Annotated in this window: 19 protein-coding genes and 2 pseudogenes; 17 read left to right on the forward strand and 4 right to left on the reverse strand. The window is 65.4% G+C overall.

The window, feature by feature from the left end:
* Positions 1 to 538 precede the first annotated feature (538 nt).
* Positions 539 to 751, reverse strand: coding sequence for a hypothetical protein (locus tag CCZ28_RS05355; RefSeq protein WP_140216566.1), 213 nt, complete (start codon positions 749 to 751; stop codon positions 539 to 541).
* Between the two features lie 56 nt (positions 752 to 807).
* On the opposite strand from CCZ28_RS05355, the gene CCZ28_RS05360 reads away from it, so the two are divergent.
* The 16 genes and pseudogenes from CCZ28_RS05360 to madM all read left to right on the forward strand — a co-directional run bounded on the left by CCZ28_RS05360 (position 808) and on the right by madM (position 17388).
* Positions 808 to 1842: a LacI family DNA-binding transcriptional regulator gene (locus CCZ28_RS05360; protein WP_140216568.1), complete on the forward strand. Its 1035-nt coding sequence runs from the start codon at positions 808 to 810 to the stop codon at positions 1840 to 1842.
* Positions 1843 to 2101: 259 nt separating this feature from the next.
* Positions 2102 to 3409, forward strand: a complete 1308-nt coding sequence (locus CCZ28_RS05365) for an MFS transporter (RefSeq protein WP_140216570.1) — start codon at positions 2102 to 2104, stop codon at positions 3407 to 3409.
* A 319-nt stretch (positions 3410 to 3728) separates the two neighbouring features.
* Positions 3729 to 4679, forward strand: a pseudogene (locus CCZ28_RS25030) (methyl-accepting chemotaxis protein); the annotation flags it as partial.
* A gap of 48 nt (positions 4680 to 4727) precedes the next feature.
* Positions 4728 to 5415: pseudogene (locus CCZ28_RS25035) on the forward strand (methyl-accepting chemotaxis protein); the annotation flags it as partial.
* A 498-nt stretch (positions 5416 to 5913) separates the two neighbouring features.
* Positions 5914 to 7359: an MFS transporter gene (locus CCZ28_RS05375; protein ID WP_437179192.1), complete on the forward strand. Its 1446-nt coding sequence runs from the start codon at positions 5914 to 5916 to the stop codon at positions 7357 to 7359.
* Positions 7360 to 7378: 19 nt separating this feature from the next.
* Positions 7379 to 8737 (forward strand): glucarate dehydratase, encoded by a 1359-nt coding sequence (gene gudD, locus CCZ28_RS05380; RefSeq protein ID WP_140216576.1) that lies wholly within the window; start codon positions 7379 to 7381, stop codon positions 8735 to 8737.
* A gap of 203 nt (positions 8738 to 8940) precedes the next feature.
* Positions 8941 to 9651: a YfdX family protein gene (locus CCZ28_RS05385; protein WP_140216578.1), complete on the forward strand. Its 711-nt coding sequence runs from the start codon at positions 8941 to 8943 to the stop codon at positions 9649 to 9651.
* A gap of 153 nt (positions 9652 to 9804) precedes the next feature.
* A complete protein-coding gene (gene mdcA, locus CCZ28_RS05390; RefSeq protein WP_140216580.1) occupies positions 9805 to 11481 on the forward strand; it encodes a malonate decarboxylase subunit alpha in 1677 nt (558 codons plus the stop codon).
* Entirely contained in the window at positions 11481 to 12338 is an 858-nt protein-coding gene (locus CCZ28_RS05395; RefSeq protein ID WP_140216582.1) for a triphosphoribosyl-dephospho-CoA synthase, read from the forward strand. Before mdcA ends, CCZ28_RS05395 begins: the two co-directional genes overlap by 1 nt.
* Entirely contained in the window at positions 12338 to 12652 is a 315-nt protein-coding gene (locus tag CCZ28_RS05400; RefSeq protein ID WP_140216584.1) for a malonate decarboxylase subunit delta, read from the forward strand. The genes CCZ28_RS05395 and CCZ28_RS05400 overlap by 1 nt, the downstream gene beginning before the upstream one ends.
* Complete coding sequence (locus CCZ28_RS05405; RefSeq protein ID WP_140216586.1) at positions 12645 to 13511, forward strand: biotin-independent malonate decarboxylase subunit beta; 867 nt, start codon at positions 12645 to 12647, stop codon at positions 13509 to 13511. Before CCZ28_RS05400 ends, CCZ28_RS05405 begins: the two co-directional genes overlap by 8 nt.
* Entirely contained in the window at positions 13508 to 14323 is an 816-nt protein-coding gene (gene mdcE / locus CCZ28_RS05410; protein WP_140216588.1) for a biotin-independent malonate decarboxylase subunit gamma, read from the forward strand. The genes CCZ28_RS05405 and mdcE overlap by 4 nt, the downstream gene beginning before the upstream one ends.
* Positions 14323 to 15024 carry a malonate decarboxylase holo-ACP synthase gene (locus tag CCZ28_RS05415; protein ID WP_140216590.1) on the forward strand — a complete coding sequence of 234 codons (702 nt, stop codon included), beginning with the start codon at positions 14323 to 14325 and terminating at the stop codon, positions 15022 to 15024. Before mdcE ends, CCZ28_RS05415 begins: the two co-directional genes overlap by 1 nt.
* Positions 15021 to 15956 carry a malonate decarboxylase subunit epsilon gene (mdcH, locus tag CCZ28_RS05420; protein ID WP_140216592.1) on the forward strand — a complete coding sequence of 312 codons (936 nt, stop codon included), beginning with the start codon at positions 15021 to 15023 and terminating at the stop codon, positions 15954 to 15956. The genes CCZ28_RS05415 and mdcH overlap by 4 nt, the downstream gene beginning before the upstream one ends.
* Positions 15957 to 16187: 231 nt before the next feature.
* The gene (madL, locus tag CCZ28_RS05425; protein WP_140216594.1) at positions 16188 to 16622 is read left to right on the forward strand and encodes a malonate transporter subunit MadL; all 435 of its coding nucleotides are present in this window, start codon (positions 16188 to 16190) and stop codon (positions 16620 to 16622) included.
* 1 nt (position 16623) lies between these two features.
* Positions 16624 to 17388, forward strand: coding sequence for a malonate transporter subunit MadM (gene madM, locus CCZ28_RS05430; RefSeq protein ID WP_140216596.1), 765 nt, complete (start codon positions 16624 to 16626; stop codon positions 17386 to 17388).
* Here madM and CCZ28_RS05435 read toward each other — a convergent pair.
* Positions 17385 to 18293, reverse strand: coding sequence for a LysR family transcriptional regulator (locus CCZ28_RS05435; protein ID WP_140221285.1), 909 nt, complete (start codon positions 18291 to 18293; stop codon positions 17385 to 17387). The two genes, madM and CCZ28_RS05435, sit on opposite strands and share 4 nt — an antisense overlap.
* A gap of 142 nt (positions 18294 to 18435) precedes the next feature.
* Positions 18436 to 18717, reverse strand: a complete 282-nt coding sequence (locus CCZ28_RS05440; protein WP_140216597.1) for a hypothetical protein — start codon at positions 18715 to 18717, stop codon at positions 18436 to 18438.
* 207 nt (positions 18718 to 18924) lie between these two features.
* On the opposite strand from CCZ28_RS05440, the gene CCZ28_RS05445 reads away from it, so the two are divergent.
* Positions 18925 to 19410 (forward strand): hypothetical protein, encoded by a 486-nt coding sequence (locus tag CCZ28_RS05445; RefSeq protein WP_140216599.1) that lies wholly within the window; start codon positions 18925 to 18927, stop codon positions 19408 to 19410.
* Positions 19411 to 19419: 9 nt separating this feature from the next.
* Here CCZ28_RS05445 and CCZ28_RS05450 read toward each other — a convergent pair whose 3' ends face one another.
* A complete protein-coding gene (locus CCZ28_RS05450; RefSeq protein ID WP_140216601.1) occupies positions 19420 to 20391 on the reverse strand; it encodes an SDR family NAD(P)-dependent oxidoreductase in 972 nt (323 codons plus the stop codon).
* Positions 20392 to 20433 lie beyond the last annotated feature (42 nt).

Consider the following 20433-nt stretch of genomic DNA (forward strand, 5'->3'; position numbering starts at 1 on the left):
ATTCAGCGCATCTTTGCTTCAGGCTGCCGCTTCTATGGCTACGACTCTTTTACCGTGTTTCCTGATGGCAAGATCCAGCCGCACATGGAGTGGAGCCCTAGCTGGGACAGTAGCTCGGCCCCACTACTGGACACACTCATTGCTGATCTACAATCCCATCCAGCGGGCATCACACACTATGAGTTTATGTTCGAGAGTGCCGCCTAACAATTCATTCAAACCGATGCCGCTTCGCGGCGCGGCTTAACTCACGCGCATGAACCGTATTGGATCGAAGCTGCGGTGCGCAAACGACAGCTTCTGGCCGATCATTGCCTCTCGTCACTGGCAGCTACGGGTCGATTGCTGTCATTGACTGATTCCAGTTTTGGTATTTCCAAAACTTCGCAACGATTTCGGAAACCGGCATCTCATCTGCGTCTATTGAACCTAACGGCTCAACGCGACGACGTTCGAGGATCGACGTCGTCAGAGGCAGAGAAAAGAGCGGGCTCTCGATTGCCGATGGCCCGTCGTTACGAACCGGACAGATCGTGAACTAGAGCCGGAAGCGACTAATACGCGCGGTCAGGTCTTCACCCGACTGGCCCAACTCCAGGCTGGCGGCGGCCATCTCCTGGCTGGAGGTGACACTGGCCTCGGCCAGGGCTTTGAGGCCAGTCGCCCATTCGATAGCCAGGTGCAGAGACCGTAACGAGGGCCTTCCCTTCCAGCCGCCCAGGTTCGCCGATCCAGCAAAACCAGCGCCCATGGCCAGCCCTTCCGCTTGCTCCCATAATGGCGGCTCCTCTTCTCCAAGGAGCCGTTTTGGCCAGGAAATCCCGACGCGAACTCGCCCAGCAGAGCGGTCAGACCGAGTTGCCGCTCACCGTGCGCGAGGTCGCTCTCGCCGCCGGGGTGTCGCCCATTACCGTCTCGCGCGCGCTGCACCGGCCCACGCTGGTAAGCGAGGCCACTCGCGAGCACGTGCTGGCCGTGGTCAAGGAACTGGGCTACGTGCCCAACCTGTTGGCGGGCAGCCTCGCCTCCAGCAAGAGCCGGCTGGTGGCCATCCTGCTGCCCACCATCGCCAACTCCATCTATGCCGCCGTGGTCCAGGCCATCCTGGAGCGACTTACCGAAGCGGGCTACCAGGCGCTGATCGGCCCCACCGGCTATTCGCCGGAAAAGGAAGAGGAGCTGCTCGAAGCCATCCTTGGCCGCCGGCCCGATGGCATCGTGCTCACCGGTACCCTCCACACTCCAGCCAGTCGCGAGCGGCTGGTGGCGCTGGGCATTCCGGTGGTGGAAGCCTGGGATCTCAGCACCGAGGCCCTGGACATGCAGGTAGGTTTCTCCCACGAACGGGTCGGCGTGGCCCTGGCGGAGCACTTCGTCGCCCGTGGCTATCGCCGTTTCGGCGTGATCTCGGTGGACGATCCCCGCGCCCTGCGCCGCAATCGGGCGCTGCAGGCACGCCTGGCCGAACTCGGTATCCCCGAGTTGCACATGGAAATACTGCCCCTGCCGGCCACCTGGGAAGTGGGCCGGATCGGCCTGTCGCGGCTGCTGGAACGCCCCGCGCCGCCGGAGCTGGTGCTGTGCAGCTCCGACACCCTGGCGCTGGGCGTGTTCGCCGAAGCCAGCAGTCGCGGACTGCGTATTCCCGAACAGTTGGGAGTGGTCGGCTTCGGTGACACCAGCAATGGCCGCTTCGCCACGCCGGCGCTGTCCACGGTCAGTGTGAATGCCGACGAGATGGGTCGCTGCGTGGCCCAGGCGCTGCTCGACCGTCTGGCGGGCGACCAGCAGGTCGTATGTCTGGACACCGGCTTCGCCCTGATCGAGCGCCAGAGCTCCTGATATCAGTGGGTGATATCGGTAAGTCGAATCCTCAAGGGCCGGCGCCCGACAATAGACACAACTCGAAACAATTTTCCAGCCAGAGATTGCCCAGAAGCAAGCGGAAATCCGCCTACGGACTTCTGTCTTTCGGCGGTCTTCCGCCTATCCATCGCTCATAAACCCAGCAGTGGTGCGCTTTTTCAGCCTGGCACGTCCCCTGCAATCACTCTTGTTGACATCTTTACGCACCCTATAACAACGACAAGAGGAATCCTCTGTGGATAGCACCGCTACCCTCGCGGCCGGCCAGGCCGCGCCCAAGACCACCTCGCAACGCATCAAATCCATCTTCAGCGGTTCGGTCGGCAACCTGGTCGAGTGGTTCGACTGGTACGTCTACGCCGCCTTCTCCCTGTACTTCGCCAAAGCCTTCTTTCCCCAGGGCGACCAGACCGCCCAGCTGCTCAACGTCGCCGCCATCTTCGCCGTGGGCTTTCTCATGAGACCCATCGGCGGCTGGCTGATGGGCCTCTACGCCGACAAGGCCGGACGCAAGGCCGCGCTGATGGTCTCGGTGATCATGATGTGCGCCGGCTCCCTGATCATCGCCCTCACCCCCAGCTATGCCAGCATCGGCGTCGCCGCACCGGTCATGCTGGTCTTGGCACGCCTGCTGCAGGGCCTCTCGGTAGGCGGTGAATACGGCACCTCCGCCACCTACCTGAGCGAGATGGCGACCAAGGAAAGCCGCGGTTTCTATTCCAGCTTCCAGTACGTCACCCTGATCTCCGGCCAGCTCCTGGCCCTGGCCACCCTGATCGTGCTGCAGCAACTGCTCACCGTGCAGCAGCTGGAAAGCTGGGGCTGGCGCATTCCCTTCGTGATCGGTGCCGCCTGCGCCGTGACCGCCCTCTACCTGCGTCGCGGCATGGAGGAAACCTCCTCGTTCAAGAAGTCCGAGAAGCCCAAGGAAAGCCTGATGCGCACCCTGGCACGGCATCCCAAGGAGTTCTTCACCGTGGTCGGCCTGACCATGGGCGGTACCCTGGCCTTCTACACCTACACCACCTACATGCAGAAGTACCTGGTCAACTCGGTGGGCATGAGCAAGACCGACGCCACCTCCATCTCGGCGGCCACCCTGTTCCTCTTCATGCTGCTGCAACCCCTGGTCGGCGCCCTCTCCGACAAGATCGGCCGGCGCCCGGTACTGATCGCTTTCGGCGTGCTGGGCACCCTGTTCACCTATCCGATCCTGACCGCCCTGGGTAGCGTCACCAGCTGGTGGGGCGCCTTCGGGTTGATCATGGTGGCGCTGGTGATCGTCAGCTTCTACACCTCGATCAACGCCGTGGTGAAGGCCGAGCTGTTCCCCACCGAGATCCGCGCCCTCGGTGTCGGCCTGCCCTACGCCCTGACCGTGTCCATCTTCGGTGGCACCGCCGAATACCTGGCCCTGTGGTTCAAGAGCATCGGCATGGAAAGTGGCTACTACTGGTACGTGACCGGCTGCATCGCCTGCTCGCTGCTGGTCTATGTCTTCATGAAGGACACCCGCGACCACTCGCGCATCGTGCACGAGTAACCGCTCGCCTCAGAGCACTCCAGAGCGCGGGCCGCTCGGCACCTTCAAGTCCGGTGGCCCCGGCTCGGCTCTTTCGCGGTCACCCCTCCTTTAGAAGCCAGGTCTCGTAGAAGCCTGGCCTCGAAATCACCTTCGAGAGCCAGGCCGTGCCTTTCACTTTACTTACCTAGAAGACACCAAACTGCCCCGGACAACAAAAATGAACATACACCGCATAATATCGAACTTATCCATCAGTAAAAAAATGGGGATAAGCTTTGGCATCATCGTAGCGCTGACCCTATTTATCGCCGCCATTGGCAATCACGCCACGGATAGAATGATCGAAAGCGGTGAGAATCTTTCTCGCGCCAACTCGATGGAAAAGACCTTACTGAGTGCGCAAGTCTCCCTTGAAAAATTCATATCAAAGGGAGAGCGCGTTGATGCCGAGCGCCTGTCCGAGCAGATAAAGAACTTAAACGACCAGATAGACGCCAACGCCGCCTTGCTATCGGATCAGCAACGCGGTGAGCTACTGGCAATGCGTAAGACCATAGAGAACTATGCAACGGCCTATACGCTCCTCGTAGACAAGCAAAAACAGCGGGATGCGGCTCGCAGCGTGCTGGTAAGCTCTGGGAACAAGACGTTCGACGCGTTCAACGAGCTACAGAGCCAGCTGTATCGCCAACTATCCAGCGCTCCCAACGCCAACACCCTGCAAACCCTGCAAAGAGTCAGCTCCGTTTACCAGCAGCTGCTGCACATTCGATACTTGGTGAGAGGTTATATTTTTCAGCAGACCGACGACTCTCGCAACTTGGCAACCACAGCCTTGAGCAAGGTCGCTGCATCGCTCAATGAATTGTTGAGCTCGACTCCCGAAGATCAACGTCATTCGGTAGTCGAGGCCAACCAATATTTCACGCAATATCAAAAGGCGCTGGATACCTTCATCAAAGGCCTTACCGCCACTCAAACGGCGACCGCTGAGATGAATGAGAAAAGCGCTCTGATGCGCGAAGCCAGTCAACGTATCTATCAGCGCCAGATAGCGGAGCGTAGCCAAGAAGAGCACCTGGCCAAAGCTCAGCTGCTGGGAGGGCTGGTTGCAGCGTTGATTATCGCCTTGCTTGCCGCCTGGACCATGACGCGGCAGGTAGTCCGACCATTGCGGGAGGTGCTTGAAACGTCCACCCGGATTGCCGACGGCGACCTGACCATGCGCATCGAAACCAAACGCCAGGATGAACTGGGTCAACTGCAGCGCAGCACCCAGGCGATGGTGGATGGTCTACGCGCCTTGATTGGCCATATTGGCAATGGCGCGACCCAAATGGCCACGGTGGCCCAACAACTCTCTCAGGTGACCGAATCCGCTAACCGCGGCATCCTCCAGCAGCGCAACGAAACGGACCAGGTGGCCACCGCCATGAACGAAATGGCCGCCACGGTGCATGAAGTCGCGGCCAATGCGTCACAAGCTTCTTCCGCCGCTCGCAGTGCCGATGAACAGGCGCGCGAAGGAGATCACAAGGTCAATCAGGCGATCACCGAAATGGACTTGCTCGCCAAGCACATGGCCACCTCGACCGAAGCCATGCAGCGGCTGCGTGGCGCGAGCGATCAAATCGGGACCGTTCTCGATGTAATCAAATCGGTCGCACAGCAAACCAATCTTCTCGCGCTCAATGCCGCGATCGAAGCGGCACGTGCTGGTGAGGCGGGTCGCGGTTTTGCCGTCGTCGCCGACGAAGTTCGCAGCCTTGCCAAGCGCACCCAGCAATCCACCGAAGAAATCGAAGCGCTGATCAAAGAACTACAGCAGGAAGTGCGGCAAACCACTGAACTCATAGAAGGCAGCGGCGAGCTAACCGAGCGAACATTGGTCTTGGGCAAGGACGCGGGCTCGGCGCTTTCGATGATCACCCAGGCAGTCTCCAGCATCCAGAACATGAATCTGCAGATCGCCACCGCCGCCGAGGAGCAAAGCTCGGTGGCCGAGGAAATCAACCGCAGCATCGTCAATGTTCGCGGCATCGCTGAGGAAACCGTGGGCATCAGTGAGGACACCGCCCAGTCCAGCGCGCGAATGATAACGCTCAGCCAAAACCTACAAACGCAGATTGCCCGGTTTCGGATTTGACTGGGTCCTCCGCCTCACCCTTGATGGGCACTGCCCCAGGACCCCTGAGGAAATCAGCCAGGCACCCGCTTGTCATTCTTCCAGTACGTAGTCTTGGGGCTTTCTTGCCGCTGTGACGATCAAGCCGCAGCTGAAACACAGCCGTTTGACTCGCAGGTAGACCAGGCATGTTGCCGACCTCTCCACTGCCTTCAGGCTGCCGCGACGGCCAGCCTGGTTTTTCGAATTTCACGGTCGCCTGCCGGGGCGCTGCCCCAGGGTAGCGCTCTTCCCTAGCTATCTCTGCAACCTGGAAGCGCGTTCCGATACCTTTCACTACCCGTGACTCTTACGCTCCCTCCCGCTTTACCAGTTGAAAGCTGACTCCATTTGGTAAATGATAGCGCTATCGTTGTCAGACGACTTACAACTTAAGTCCGTTACGCGATCTCAGCCCGCACACAAAAACAACCAGTGGGAGCTATTCATGCAAGACACCCAGCAGACCCGCGTCCGCTATCTGATCCTGTTCATGCTCTTCGTGGTGACCACGATCAACTACGCCGACCGCGCCACCATCGCCATCGCCGGCTCCAGCCTGCAGAAAGACCTCGGCATCAGCGCCGTCTCCCTCGGCTACATCTTCTCCGCTTTCGGCTGGGCCTATGTGCTCGGTCAGATCCCCGGCGGCTGGCTGCTCGACCGCTTCGGCTCGAAGAAGGTCTATGCCGCGAGCATCTTCACCTGGTCGGTGTTCACCCTGCTGCAGGGCTATATCGGGGAATTCGGCATCGGCACCGCGGTGTTCCTGCTGTTCGCCCTGAGATTCATGGTCGGCCTGGCCGAGGCGCCCTCCTTCCCCGGCAATGCCAGGATCGTCGCCGCCTGGTTCCCCACCAAGGAACGCGGGACCGCCTCGGCCATCTTCAACTCGGCGCAGTACTTCGCCACGGTGCTGTTCGCGCCGCTGATGGGCTGGATCGTCTATCACTTCGGCTGGCAGCACGTCTTCGTGGTGATGGGCGCCCTGGGCATCGCCTTTTCGGCGGTCTGGATGGCGGTGATCTACGGACCCCGCGAACATCCCCGCGCCAATGCCGCCGAAATCGACTACATCGCCCGCAACGGCGGCCTGGTCGACCTGGATACCCCCGGCAAGAAGAGCGAAGGGCCGAAGTGGAGCTACATCGGCCAGCTGCTTTCCAACCGCATGATGGCCGGTATCTACCTGGGTCAGTTCTGCATCAACGCCCTCACCTATTTCTTCCTCACCTGGTTCCCGGTGTACCTGGTGCAGGAACGCGGCATGACCATTCTCAAAGCCGGCTTCATCGCCTCGTTGCCGGCGATCTGCGGCTTCATCGGCGGCGTGCTCGGCGGGGTGATCTCCGACTGGCTGCTGCGTCGCGGTAGCAGCCTGAGCATGGCGCGCAAGACGCCCATCGTCGCCGGCATGCTGCTGTCGATGACCATGATCCTCTGCAACTACGTCGACGCCGACTGGATGGTGGTGGGCTTCATGGCCATGGCCTTCTTCGGCAAGGGCATCGGTGCCCTGGGTTGGGCGGTGGTCTCCGACACCTCGCCCAAGCAGATCGCCGGCCTCTCCGGCGGCCTGTTCAACACCATTGGCAACCTGTCGTCCATCACTACCCCCATCGTCATCGGCTACATCATCGCCGCCACCGGCTCCTTCAAGATGGCCCTGGTGTTCGTCGGGGCCAACGCCCTGATCGCCGCCTTCAGCTACCTGTTCGTCGTCGGTGAGATCAAGCGCATCGAGCTCAAGGGCGCCCCTACGCCGCCCGCCGAAGCCCCGCTCGCCGTCGAAACCTCTCGCTGATCGCCAAGGAACCCCGATCATGAATCAACTCAACACCTCTGCGACCCTGCACACCGGTACGCCGGTAGTCACCGCGCTGGACGTCGTCCCCGTCGCCGGCCAGGACAGCATGCTGCTCAACCTGAGCGGCGCCCATGGCCCCTACTTCACCCGCAACGTGCTGATCCTCAAGGACAGCGCCGGTCGCACCGGCGTCGGCGAGGTGCCCGGCGGCGAGCGCATCCGCCAGACGCTGGAAGACGCCCGCCAGTTCCTCGTCGGCCAGCCGCTGGGCCAGTACCAGCGCATCCTCGGCCAGGTGCGCCAGGCCTTCGCCGGGCGTGACGCCGGGGGGCGCGGCCTGCAGACCTTCGACCTGCGCATCACCATCCACGCGGTGACCGCCCTGGAAGCCGCCCTGCTCGACCTGCTCGGCCAGCACCTGGAGGTACCGGTCGCCGCCCTGCTCGGCGAAGGCCAGCAGCGCGACGCCGTGGAAATGCTCGGCTATCTGTTCTATGTCGGCGACCGCAACAAGACCACCCTGGACTACCGCAGCGAACCCGATGCCGACGACACCTGGTTCCGGGTGCGCAACGAGGAAGCCCTCACGCCCGAGACCGTGGTGCGCCTGGCCGAGGCGGCCTACGACCGCTATGGCTTCAAGGATTTCAAGCTCAAGGGTGGCGTGCTCAGCGGCGACGCCGAGATCGAAGCGGTCACCGCCCTGGCCGAGCGCTTCCCCGAGGCGCGCGTGACCCTCGACCCCAATGGCGCCTGGTCACTCAAGGAGGCCATCCGCCTGTGCCGCGACCAGCACCAGGTGCTGGCCTATGCCGAAGACCCCTGTGGCGCCGAGAACGGCTATTCAGGACGCGAGGTGATGGCCGAGTTCCGCCGCGCCACCGGCCTGCCCACCGCCACCAACATGATCGCCACCGACTGGCGCCAGCTGGGCCATGCCATCCAGCTGCAATCGGTGGACATCCCCCTGGCCGATCCGCACTTCTGGACGATGCAGGGCTCGGTGCGGGTGGCGCAGCTGTGTCACGACTGGGGGCTGACCTGGGGTTCGCACTCGAACAACCATTTCGACATTTCCCTGGCCATGTTCACCCACGTCGCCGCCGCGGCGCCGGGCAAGATCACCGCCATCGATACCCACTGGATCTGGCAGGACGGCCAGCGCCTGACCCGGCAACCGCTGGAGATCAAGGGCGGCCTGGTCGAGGTACCGCAGCAAGGCGGCCTGGGCGTGGAGCTGGACCTGGATGCCCTGGCCCGCGCCCAAGAGTTGTACAAGACCAAGGGCCTCGGTGCGCGCGACGATGCCCTGGCCATGCAATTTCTCTCGCCCAATTGGACCTTCGATAACAAGCGTCCCTGCCTGGTGCGCTAAGTCCCGGGTAGTGGGCGGTCACCACGGATGAGCTGCGGTGACCGCCTCCCGATGCCCCACCCATGATGAAAAACTTAGTTACATTTACCGATAGCCAGCTAAGCTTTCGTTAAGCCCACCGGATCGACACTGAACCCACGGTATCTCGCAACCCTGCCCGATACCCCCGCGGTTCCAGTTACTTTCGTATTCGGGAGAAGCACATGAACCTCAATCGTCGTTTCACCAAAGGCATCCTCGTCGTCGCCATCGCCTCGCTGTTTTCCAGCGCCGCCTTCGCCGATACCCGTCCCGATGTCGCCAGCCAACAGGTCGCCACCCTGCCGGTGATTTCCCAGCAGGGCCAGAAGGCCTTCATGGATGTCGTCGCCGCCCGCCAGGATCTGTTCAACGGCCAGACCGATCAGGCCAAGCAGCAGCTGAACGCCGCCGAAAGCGCCCTGCACCTGGCCCAGACCGACAACACCGCCTATATGAAGGCGGCCAAAGATCTGCGTGGCCAGAACGGCCAGGCCGTCAAGGTGGCGGAGCAAGACGCCAAAGCCACCGCCTGGCTACCGATCTGGAGCGGAATGGCCCTGCGCGACGACTACGTCGCCACCCCGGTCAAGAACCAGGCCGTGGCCCAGGCCAGCGACAAGATCCAGCAGGGCGATACCAAGGGCGCTGCCGAGATCCTCAAGGTGGCCGGGGTCGACGTGGACTACTCCACCGCCGTGCTGCCAGCCGAGCAGACCGCCGATCTGGTGCATCAGGCCAACCAGCTCATGGCCCATGACCAGTTCTACCAGGCCAATCTGGTGCTCAAGAAAGTGGAGAACAGCCTCCGCTACGACAACGCCAACGTGGACGTGACCCCCACCAGCTGGTTCACCAAGAGCACCTCGGTCTTCACCCCGGTCGATAAGACCTAAGGGAGCGCGGGCCACGCGGATGTTCCCCATCCGCTGGCCCGCAATATCGCTTGAACGTTAACTTCAGCGTAACGATCGCGCCTTCAGGTTGATTGAAGGCCCGGCAGTCGAGGTCTAGGGTGACTCCACGACAGGTGATTCGTGGAGACCAGAATGACAACCACACCCTCCCCACCCACCCGGATCAATAGAAGACGCAGCGACAAGCAGCGGCGGCTGGATCAGGTGGCCCGTCTGGCCGATGGCAAGGTGTTGCCCAGCGCGTCCATCGTCGCGGCTCTGGAAAGCCTGCTGGCACCCGGTGATCGGGTGGTACTGGAAGGCAACAACCAGAAGCAGGCCGACTTCCTCTCCCGTGCCCTGGCCCAGGTCGATCCGGCCAAGCTGCACGACCTGCACATGATCATGCCCAGCGTCGGCCGTCCCGAGCACCTGGACCTGTTCGAACGCGGTATCGCCCGCAAGCTGGACTTCTCCTTTGCCGGCACCCAGAGCCTGAGGATCAGCCAACTGCTGGAAGATGGCCTGCTGGAAGTGGGCGCCATCCACACCTACATCGAACTCTATGCCCGGCTGCTGGTGGACCTGATTCCCAAGGTGGTGCTCAGCGCCGGTTTCATGGCCGATCGCGCCGGCAACGTGTACACCGGGCCCAGCACCGAGGACAGCCCGGCGCTGATCGAGCCGGCGGCCTTCAGCGACGGCATCGTCATCGTCCAGGTCAACCAGCTGGTGGACGACGTCAGCGAGTTGCCCCGCGTGGACATCCCGGCGGACTGGGTCGATTTCGTGGTGGTGGCCGACCGGCCCTTCTATATCGAACCGCTGTTCACCCGCGATCCGCGCCATATCAAGCCGGTGCACGTGTTGATGGCGATGATGGCCATCCGCGGCATCTACGAACGTCACCAGGTGCAGTCGCTCAACCATGGCATCGGCTTCAACACCGCGGCCATCGAACTGATCCTGCCCACCTACGGCGAGCGCCTGGGACTCAAGGGCAAGATCTGCCGGCACTGGACCCTCAATCCCCATCCCACCTTGATCCCCGCCATCGAGAGCGGCTGGGTGGAAAGCGTGCACTGCTTCGGCACCGAGCTGGGCATGGAGGGCTACATCGCCCAGCGCCCGGACATCTTCTTCACCGGTCGCGATGGCTCGCTCCGCTCCAACCGCCTGCTCTGCCAGCTGGCCGGCCAATACGCCGTCGACCTCTTCATCGGCGCCACCCTGCAGGTGGATGGCGACGGCCACTCCTCCACCGTGACCCGCGGCCGCCTGGCCGGCTTCGGCGGCGCGCCCAACATGGGCCATGATCCCCGCGGTCGCCGCCATCCCACCCCGGCCTGGCTGGACATGCGCCAGCAGACGGGCGACAGCGCCCCGGCACTGCTGGAGCGCGGCAAGAAGCTGGTGGTGCAGATGGTCGAGACCTTCCAGGAAGGCGGCAAACCCACCTTCGTCGACACCCTGGATGCCGTGGAGGTGGCGCGCAAGAGCGGCATGCCGCTGGCGCCCATCATGGTCTATGGCGACGACGTGACCCACCTGCTCACCGAGGAAGGCATCGCCTACCTCTATCGCGCCCGCTCCCTGGACGAGCGCCGGGCGATGATCGCCGCCGTGGCCGGGGTCACCGCCATCGGCCTGCGCAGCGATCCGGCCGAGGCGCGGCGCCTCCGCCAGGAAGGCCTGGTGGCCCTGCCGGAAGACCTCGGCATTCGCCGCACTGATGCCAGCCGCGAACTGCTCGCCGCCAAGAGCATTGGCGAACTGGTGGAATGGTCCGGCGGACTCTATCAACCCCCGGCCAAGTTCAGGAGCTGGTGATGCGCGCCCTTGCCCGTCTTACCCCAACCCGCGCCGAGCGCCTGGCCGAGTGGGCCGTGGAGGCCCTGGTGGACGAAGCCGAACTCTCGCCCAAGCCGGCAATGGTGGATCGCCGCGGCCAGGGTGCCCACCGTGACCTGAATCTTGGACTGATGCTGGCCTCGGCTGAGGCCCTGAGGCCCTGCTTCCAGGCCATGGCCGAAGCGGCGGAGCTGAAGTTGCCCGCTGCCGACTTGCGTCGCCTGATCGGTCGGCTGGGTCGCGATGGCGAAGCCGCCATGCTGCAGGTCACTGGCGGGGTCAATACCCACCGTGGCGCCATCTGGGCGCTGGGGCTGCTAGTGACGGCGGCCGTGCAGGGGCGTCCGGCGTCGGCTCAGGCGCTGTGCCTGGCGGCCGGCCATTTGGCCAGCCTGCCTGATCCGGAAACGCCCAAGGCCGCGCCAAGCCATGGCCAGCGCGTCGCTCAGCGTTATGGCGTCGGCGGCGCCCGGGCCGAAGCCGCCGCAGGCTTTCCCGCCATCCTCCAGCGCGGCCTGCCGCAACTGCGCGCCAGCCGCCAGGCCGGTTCCGGCGAGCAGAATGCGCGCCTGGATGCCCTGCTGGCGATCATGACCCGCCTGGACGACACCTGCGTGCTGCACCGCGCCGGTCCCGCCGCCCTCAGCGCCATGCACCAGGGTGCCCAGGCGGTACTGGACGCCGGTGGCAGCGCCAGTCTGGCCGGCCGCCGCCGGCTGCTGGCCCTGGACTGCCAGTTGCTGGCCGCCAATGCCTCCCCTGGCGGCGCCGCCGATCTCTTGGCCGCCACCCTTCTCGTCGATCGCCTGGAGCCACGGCTCCCTGGAGACCTCTGATGGAACATTTCAGCTGCAGCTATCCAGCCAGCCAGCGCCGCCGGGGTCGTACCCTGGTGGGCTGCGTCGGCTCGGGGGACCTGGAGGTCCTGCTCGAACCCGCCAGCGCCGACTTCACCCTCAAGGTGACCACCTCGGTCAACGGCAGCGAACCGCGCTGGCGCGCCCTCTTCGACCGGCTGTTCGCCGCCCGCGACGACCTGCCGGCCCTGACCCTGGACATCCACGACTTCGGCGCCACCCCCGGCGTGGTCCGCCTGCGCCTGGAGCAGGGTCTGGAAACCCTGGAGCTGGAGGAAGCTGCCCATGTCTGACGTCACCCTTCCCGATGTGCAGGAGCTGCTGCACAGCCGCAGCTTCGTCGAACTCGGCGCCCGTGAGCGAGCCCGTACGGTGTTGGATGCCGGCAGCTTTCGCGAGTTGGTCGGGCCCTTCGAGCGGCTGATGTCGCCCTGGCTGCCCAAGCAAGGCATCGTCTGCCAGGCCGATGACGGCGTGGTGGTGGCCAAGGGGCTGATCGACGGCGAGCCCGCGGTGGTCTGCGCCATCGAAGGCGCCTTTCAGGGCGGCAGCATGGGCGAAGTGGGCGGTGCCAAGATCGCCGGCGCCCTGGAGTTGGCACTGGAAGACAATCTCGTCGGCACCCCGACCCGCGCCGTGCTGCTGCTGGAAACCGGCGGCGTGCGCCTGCAGGAAGCCAACCTGGGCCTGGCGGCCATCGCCGAGATCCAGGCGGCCATCGTCGCCCTGCGCAGCCACCAGCCGGTGATTGGCGTCATCGCCGGCAGCGTCGGTTGCTTCGGTGGCATGTCCATCGCCGCCGGGCTGTGCAGCCAGTTGATCGTCACCCGCGAGGCGCGGCTGGGGCTCAACGGTCCCCAGGTGATCGAGCAGGAAGCCGGTATCGAGGAATACGACTCCCGCGACCGTCCCTTCATCTGGAGCCTGACCGGTGGCGAGCAGCGCGTTGCCACCGGCCTGGCCGATCTCTTCGTCACCGACGACAGCACCGCCGTGGCCAACGCCATCCGCCAGGCTTTCGCCGCTGGCGTCACCACACCTCCGCGCAGCCAGCAGGCCGACCGTTATCTGGCATGCCTTGCCGATCTCGATACCGAACCCCAGGCGGACGCCGCCGCGGTTCGCCACCTCTATGCCGGAGACCAGCCATGAGCACCCAGCCCTCGCAACGCGGCCTGACCTGGTTCGAGGCCCTGGCCGGCCAGGGTCAGGCCGTTACGGGCCTGCCCGCTTCCCTGCGCGTCGCCGACCTCGAACTGGCCGGGCGCCCCGCACGCTGGCTGGCGGTGGTAGCGGATGCCGGCAATCCCTTCCCCCGCGCCCGCCAGGGCGAGGTGGGCCTGCTGGAAGGCTGGGGCCTGGCCCGGGCCATCCAGCAGGCCATCGCCGAGGATGGTGACGCCACGGTGAAACGCACCCTGATGGCCCTGGTGGACGTCCCCAGCCAGGCCTACGGTCGCCGCGAGGAAGCCTATGGCATCCACCAGGCCCTGGCCGGGGCCGCTGGGGCCTATGCCGAGGCGCGTCTGGCCGGGCATCCGGTCCTGGGCCTGCTGGTCGGCAAAGCCATGTCCGGCGGCTTCCTTGCCCATGGTTACCAGGCCAATCGGCTGCTGGCCCTGCGCGATCCCCAGGTGCAGGTGCATGCCATGGGCAAGGCCTCGGCGGCGCGGGTGACCCTGCGCAGCGTCGAAGAACTGGAACGTCTGGCGGCCGACATTCCGCCCATGGCCTATGACCTGGACAGCTATGCCTCCCTGGGCCTGCTCTGGCGCCAGCTGGAGGTGGCCCAGCCAGACCACCCCACCGAGACCGACCTGGAGCAGGTCCGCCAGGCCCTGGCCGACGCCCAGGCGGATGTCCTCGCCAGCGGTAGCACCGATCTCAAGCTGCGGCTGGACGGCACCAACCGCGCCGCCTCCCGTGAGGTGCGCGAGCGGCTGCGGGCGGGATGGAGCGCGTGATGAACAGTTGGCAGTCGGGCCTGTTGGGCTTCGCTGCGCTCAACCCAACCTACGAGGCTCCGGTAGGTTGGGTTGAGCAACGCGAAGCCCAACACAGACCCCACGACCTGCTCTGGGGCCTGACGCCGGGTGCCCTGCCCGAGGATGCCCCCGCCTGGGCGATAGAGGTAGCCCAGGCCAGTCTGCCGGTGGTGGTACGGCGGGCTACACCCGAGGCAGACCGCATTCCGGTCGGCCTGCGCGGCACTACTCGGGCAGAGCGGCTGGCGGTCTGGCTGGAGCCCGCTGCCGTGCTGCAGCACCGCTCCCCTGAGGCTCTGAGAATCTCGAATGGTTGCCGTGACCTACCCGTCTTCGAGACCCTGGCCCGACTACAAACTCTACTGGATGACCTGGGCCTGCCCTGGGGCCCTACCGGCGCCGCTGGCTACGAACTGGCCTGTGGCTGTCCCGCATTGCATGCAGGGAGCGATCTGGATCTGCTGATCCGCTGCGAAGCCCCTCTTCCGCGCGACCGGGCAAGAGCGCTGCTGGTCTCCCTGCAAGGGCAGGCACTGTGCCGCCTGGACGTCCTCCTGGAAACCCCACTTGGCGGCGTGGCGCTAGCCGATTGGGCCGGGAGCGCCCAGCAGGTGCTGCTCAAGACCGCTGCCGGTCCCCGGCTGGTGCGCGATCCCTGGCCAGCGGAGCGCGCCGCATGAGCACCCTCTTCCAGTTTCCCGGCCAGGGTGCCCAGCGTCCCGGCATGCTGCACGCCCTGTCCGAGCACGCCGAGATCCGGCGTACCCTGGAGGAAGCGGCCGAGGTGCTGGAAAGCGATCCCCTGGGCCTGGATACCGCCACGGCACTGGAACACACCCGCGCCGTGCAGCTCTGTCTGCTGATCGCCGGCGTCGCCACCGCGCGGCTGTTGTTGAGTCGTGGCCCGGCACCGCAGTTGGTGGCCGGGCTGTCCATCGGTGCCTATGCCGCCGCGGTAGTGGCCGAGGCCCTGGACTTTGCCGACGCCCTGCGCCTGGTGGCGCGGCGCGGCGAGCTGATGCAGGACGCCTACCCCCGCGGCTACGGCATGCTGGCGGTGCTTGGTCTGGGGCGTGGCGCGGTGGAGCGCCTGGTCGCCAGCCACCATCGTCCCGAAGCACCGCTCTACCTGGCCAACGCCAATGCCGAGCAGCAATACGTGGTGGCCGGCAGCGACGCGGGCCTGGCCTTGCTGGCCGATGCCGCCAGGGCTGAAGGCGCCGCGGCCGCCAAACGCCTGGCCATGAGCGTGCCCTCGCATTGCCCGCTATTGGCAGAGGCAGCCGCGACCCTGGACGAGGCCTTCGCCACCGTCGAGATGCGCGCTCCGCGCCTGGCCTATCTGAGTGGCACCTCGGCACGGCGGCTGGTGCGCGCCGAGCAGTTGCGCGATGACCTAGCCTTCAACATGGCGCGGCCCATCGAATGGCACGCCACCTTGGAAGCCGCCCGCGAGCGCGGCGTGTGCCTGGCCATCGAATTGGCGCCAGGTAGTGTGCTCACCCAATTGGCCAAGCGCGTGCTACCCGCGGCCGGGTCGCTGGCCTGGCAGGACACCCATCCGGACACCCTGGACGCGCTGCGGCGCGAGGAGGCAGCGCGACTGGATTGAGCATCCCGACTACGGCGGCTGCCCTCTCCCCAGCCCTCTCCCCAAGGGAGAGGGGGCAAGAGCGGAAGCGGTGCCCAGGCTTCATCCCATCCAAGCACAACCGAGGCTAGACGGAGACGTTAGAACAAGGCGGCTGCCCTCACCCTAGCCCTCTCCCCGAGGGAGAGGGGATAAAAAGCGAGAGCGGCGCCAGGCTTCACCCCACCCCAAGCACAACCGAGGACAACAACAATGATCATCTACGGTGTAGCGCTCCTGGCCGTCTGCATGCTTGCAGGCGTCATCATCGGCGACTTCCTGGGCGTCCTGCTCGGGGTCAAGTCCAATGTCGGCGGGGTGGGCATCGCCATGCTCCTGCTGATCTGTGCGCGGCTCTATATGGAGCGCCATGGCGGCATGAGCAAGGAATGCGAATTCGGCGTCGGTTTCTGGGGCGCGCTGTACATCCCGGTGGTGGTGGCCATGGCCGCCCAGCAGAACGTGGTCACCGCCCTGCACGGTGGCCCGGTGGCGGTACTGGCGGCGGTGGGGGCAGTGGCGGTGTGCGGGGTGACCATCGCCCTGATCAGCCGCAGCCATCGGGGTGAGCCCTTGCCGCCGCTGGCGGATGAGCCGATGGTGCCTAAACCGACGGTCGCCCAGGCCGCGCCGGCGGGGGGTCGCTAGGATGAACGATATCGTCATGAAGGCTCTGCAACACAATGGCCTGGTGGCCGCCTTTGCCCTGGTCGGCCTGATCATGTGGGTCTCGGTAGTCCTCTCGCGCCGGCTGACCTTTGGCCGGGTGCACGGCTCGGCCATCGCCATCGTCATCGGCCTGGTGCTGGCCTGGGTTGGCGGCACCCTCACCGGAGGCCAGAAGGGCCTGGCGGACCTGGCGCTGTTTTCCGGCATCGGCCTGATGGGCGGCGCCATGCTGCGCGACTTCGCCATCGTCGCCACGGCCTTCGAAGTGCAGGCCACCGAGGCGCGCAAGGCCGGGATGATCGGCGCGGTGGCCCTGCTGCTCGGCACCGTGCTGCCCTTTATCGTCGGCGCTGCGGTGGCTTGGGCCTTCGGCTATCGCGATGCGGTGAGCATGACCACCATAGGCGCGGGCGCGGTGACCTACATCGTCGGCCCGGTGACCGGCGCGGCCCTCGGCGCCAGTTCCGACGTCATGGCGCTGTCCATCGCCACCGGCCTGATCAAGGCCATCATCGTCATGGTGGCGACACCGGTCTCGGCGCGGCTGCTGGCGCTGGACAACCCGCGCTCGGCGATGGTCTTCGGCGGCCTGGCCGGCACCGTCAGCGGCGTCACCGCGGGGCTTGCCGCCACCGACCGCCGCCTGGTGCCCTATGGCGCCCTCACCGCCACCTTCCACACCGGCTTGGGCTGCCTGCTGGGGCCGTCGCTGCTGTATTTCTGCGTACGAGCCCTAGTGGGTTAGTGGCGCGCGTACATCCGGCATTCGGCGACGAAGGCCAGCAGATTGGGATCGCGCTCGCGGCTGCGCAGAAAGACTGCCCCGATCCGTTGCTGCAGCCGGTAGCGCGGGGCCAGGGGCAGCAGTTTGAGGCGGTTCTGGTAGACCGCCTCGACCCGCCCCGGCAGCAGCGCGTAGCCCACCCCGGAGCTGACCATGCTCATCAGCGAGAAGATGTCGTTGACCTGCATGATCACCTCCGGTTCGAAGCCGGCCTGGGCGAACACCTGGCGGCCGTCGCGAAAGGTGGCGAAGCCCTGGGTCAGGGTCACGAAGGGCACTCCGGCCAGGTCGCGCAGGTCCACCTCGGACTGGTCGGCGAAGGGCGAATCGCTGGGCGCGGCGAGGAAGATGTCGTCGCTGAACAGCTCGACGCTCTCACAGTCGGCATCCACCACGGCGTCGTCGAGGGCCACCAGCATGGCGTCCAGCTTGAAGTCGTGCAGTTGCTCGGCGAGGTCGGCGTTGGAGCCCAGCACCAGATCGATGTTGAGTTCGCTGCGCCTGAGCTTGAGGCCCATGATCAACTGGGGCACGGTCTTGACCGTTAGCGAATAGAGCGCGCCCAGGCGAAAGCGATCGGCCGAGAAGCCCGCCGCCTGCCGGGTCAGCCGCACCGTCTCGGCCAGGTCCTGCATCAGTCGCTCGGCGCGCGCCTCCAGCACGAAGGCGCCATCCAAGGGCGTCAGGGTTCGCCCCTCGTGCTTGAACAGCGGACAGCGCAGGGCGTTCTCCAGCGAATGGATGGCGCGGTGCACGCTGACATGGCTGGTGCCCAGCTCGGCGGCGGCCCGCGCCAGGTTACGGCTACGCATGAAGGCCAGGAAGATCTCCAACTTGCGCAGGGTGAGTTCATCGGTATCGGACATGGCGGCCAGCGGGGGTGGAAGACAGCTGATCACCTTGCCCGGATGGGCGGACGGCGTCGAGGGCTGGGCCATGGCAGAGGCTGCCATAGCCATCAGGCAGCGGAACCGATAGCGACCAGAGCGAGCCAACTGAGCACGGTGTTCAGCCAGGAGACCCCACCCGGTAGCTCGGCAAGCTCGTCAACAGCACGGTGTCCTTGTCGAGCGGCACCTGGGCACCCTTGCGGCGCAGTTCGTTGATGGCGTGCAGCAAGACCAGATTGATCTGCTCGACGCTGCTCAATTCGTCGATCTTGATCAGTCGGGATACCCGGGCGTTGTGCTCAGACTCGATAAGGGTGATGACCAGGCAATCGCCGCGGTGCTCCACTTCATGGCGTAAGGGCGGATCGAGTTTGGCCAAGCGTTCTTGCAACCTATCCATACGCAGGCTCCCGGCGATGGAACATCACCCTATTCAGGCTAGCCGTCGCGCTCAGGAACGCAAGCCTCTGTACGGAGGCTTTCGACTCGGCAAGGCTGTCCAGGAGGCGCCAGCTGGTCGCTATCGCCCGGCGTTGTCACGAACCGGCCATCAGCCCCTGGCAAACTGACCCTCTTGACCGCCCAACGCCGCGGCAGAGGCCCATCGATGGATACCCGCCCCGCCGTCCACCTGTTCGGCGCCCTCTTCGCCCCGCTGCAACGCCTGAGCCCCAGCGCCGAAGCCATCCGCTGCCTGTCGGCCCGGGGACGCGGCCAGCGCATCGCCCGGGCTACCCGGCAGCTCCTCGCGCTCGGTCATCGCCGCATCCTGCTGGTGTCGGGACCGGAGCAAGATGCCAGGCTCACCAATGCCTACATGTACGGCCACGCCCAGGTCATGCTGACGGAAGGACTGCCGCTGCTGCCCCGGCTGGAACTCGGCGCGACGCCGGAGCCGATCTGGCCGGAGTTGCTGGCATTGCTGGCATTGCTGGAAGAGCTGGAAGAGCTGGCGCCCAGCGTGTTGCTGTGCACCCAGGAAGCCGTCGTTGCTGACCTCGAGAGCGCCCTGCGCCACCATGCAGGGTTCGCCAAGCTGCTGATCGTGGGCCCTGAGATCCGTATGACGGGGCCAGGGGCGATTCGGCACTGACCGCGCCCCCTAGAAATTCGATCCCCTGACGCCCTGTCCGGCCGGATCGGGCCGCTGCAGGTTGCCAGAGCCAGCAGCCTTGGGTAGATTCCAGTCGATCTCCGCACGCTGCACGGCGGCAGCGGTGAAGCGCTCGGTACGCTCGGGCGCCAGGCGATGGGCCCAGCAGGCGAGCGCGGCCTTGTAACCGACGGTGATCTCCGGTTCCGGCTGCAGCAGCGCCCTGACGATGGCCTGCACGGCCTTGTCCGGTGCGTCCTTGGTGGGCAGGTCGGCGCGATGCCCGGTATAGCTGGCCGCATGGCCCCAGATCGGGGTATCGAGCGCCCAGGGCAGCACCGTTGACAGCTGGATATTCGGCTGCCCTCCGCGCCGCAGCTCCTGCTGCAGCACCCGGCCGAGGCTGAGCACGGCGGCCTTGGATGCCGAGTAGGAGGCCTGGTAGGTGTGGGGAATCTCGCCGTCCACCGAGGCCACGTTGACCAGCCGACCGTAGCCCTGGCGGCGAAAGCGCTGCAAGGCCAGGTGGCTGCCGATCACCACCCCTTTCACATTGGTATCCAGCAGGCGCAGGTGGTCTTCCAGGGGCACCTCCTCGAAGCGTCCGACCGCCACCACACCGGCATTGTTGATCCAGCCGTCGATGTGGCCGAAGCGTTGTTCGGCCTGTTCGGCCAGGGCGGTCATCTGTGCCGCGTCGGCCACGTCGGTCGGCACCACCAGGGCGGCCACGCCCAGGGCCTGCACCTCCACCGCCAGGGCTTCCAAGGCTTCGGTCCGCCGTGCGGCCAGCACCAGATTGGCGCCGCGCTGGGCCAGTGCCAGGGCCACGCCGCGGCCGACGCCACTGGAGGCGCCCGTGACCACCAGGTTTCTTCCGCCCAATTGCTCGCGGTCCGAGCGCCCAAGGCGACGCGGCGAGGCGCGATTCAACAGGGCCAGGGCGGCAGGCAGGGCGAGCAATAGCGGCAGGGTACGCATCAGGGGTCTTCCTCGGGGGTCCGTGTCTGAGTTGTGACCCCT

Origin of the sequence: Pseudomonas oryzihabitans, assembly GCF_006384975.1 — a bacterium.
Taxonomy (GTDB): domain Bacteria; phylum Pseudomonadota; class Gammaproteobacteria; order Pseudomonadales; family Pseudomonadaceae; genus Chryseomonas; species Chryseomonas psychrotolerans_B.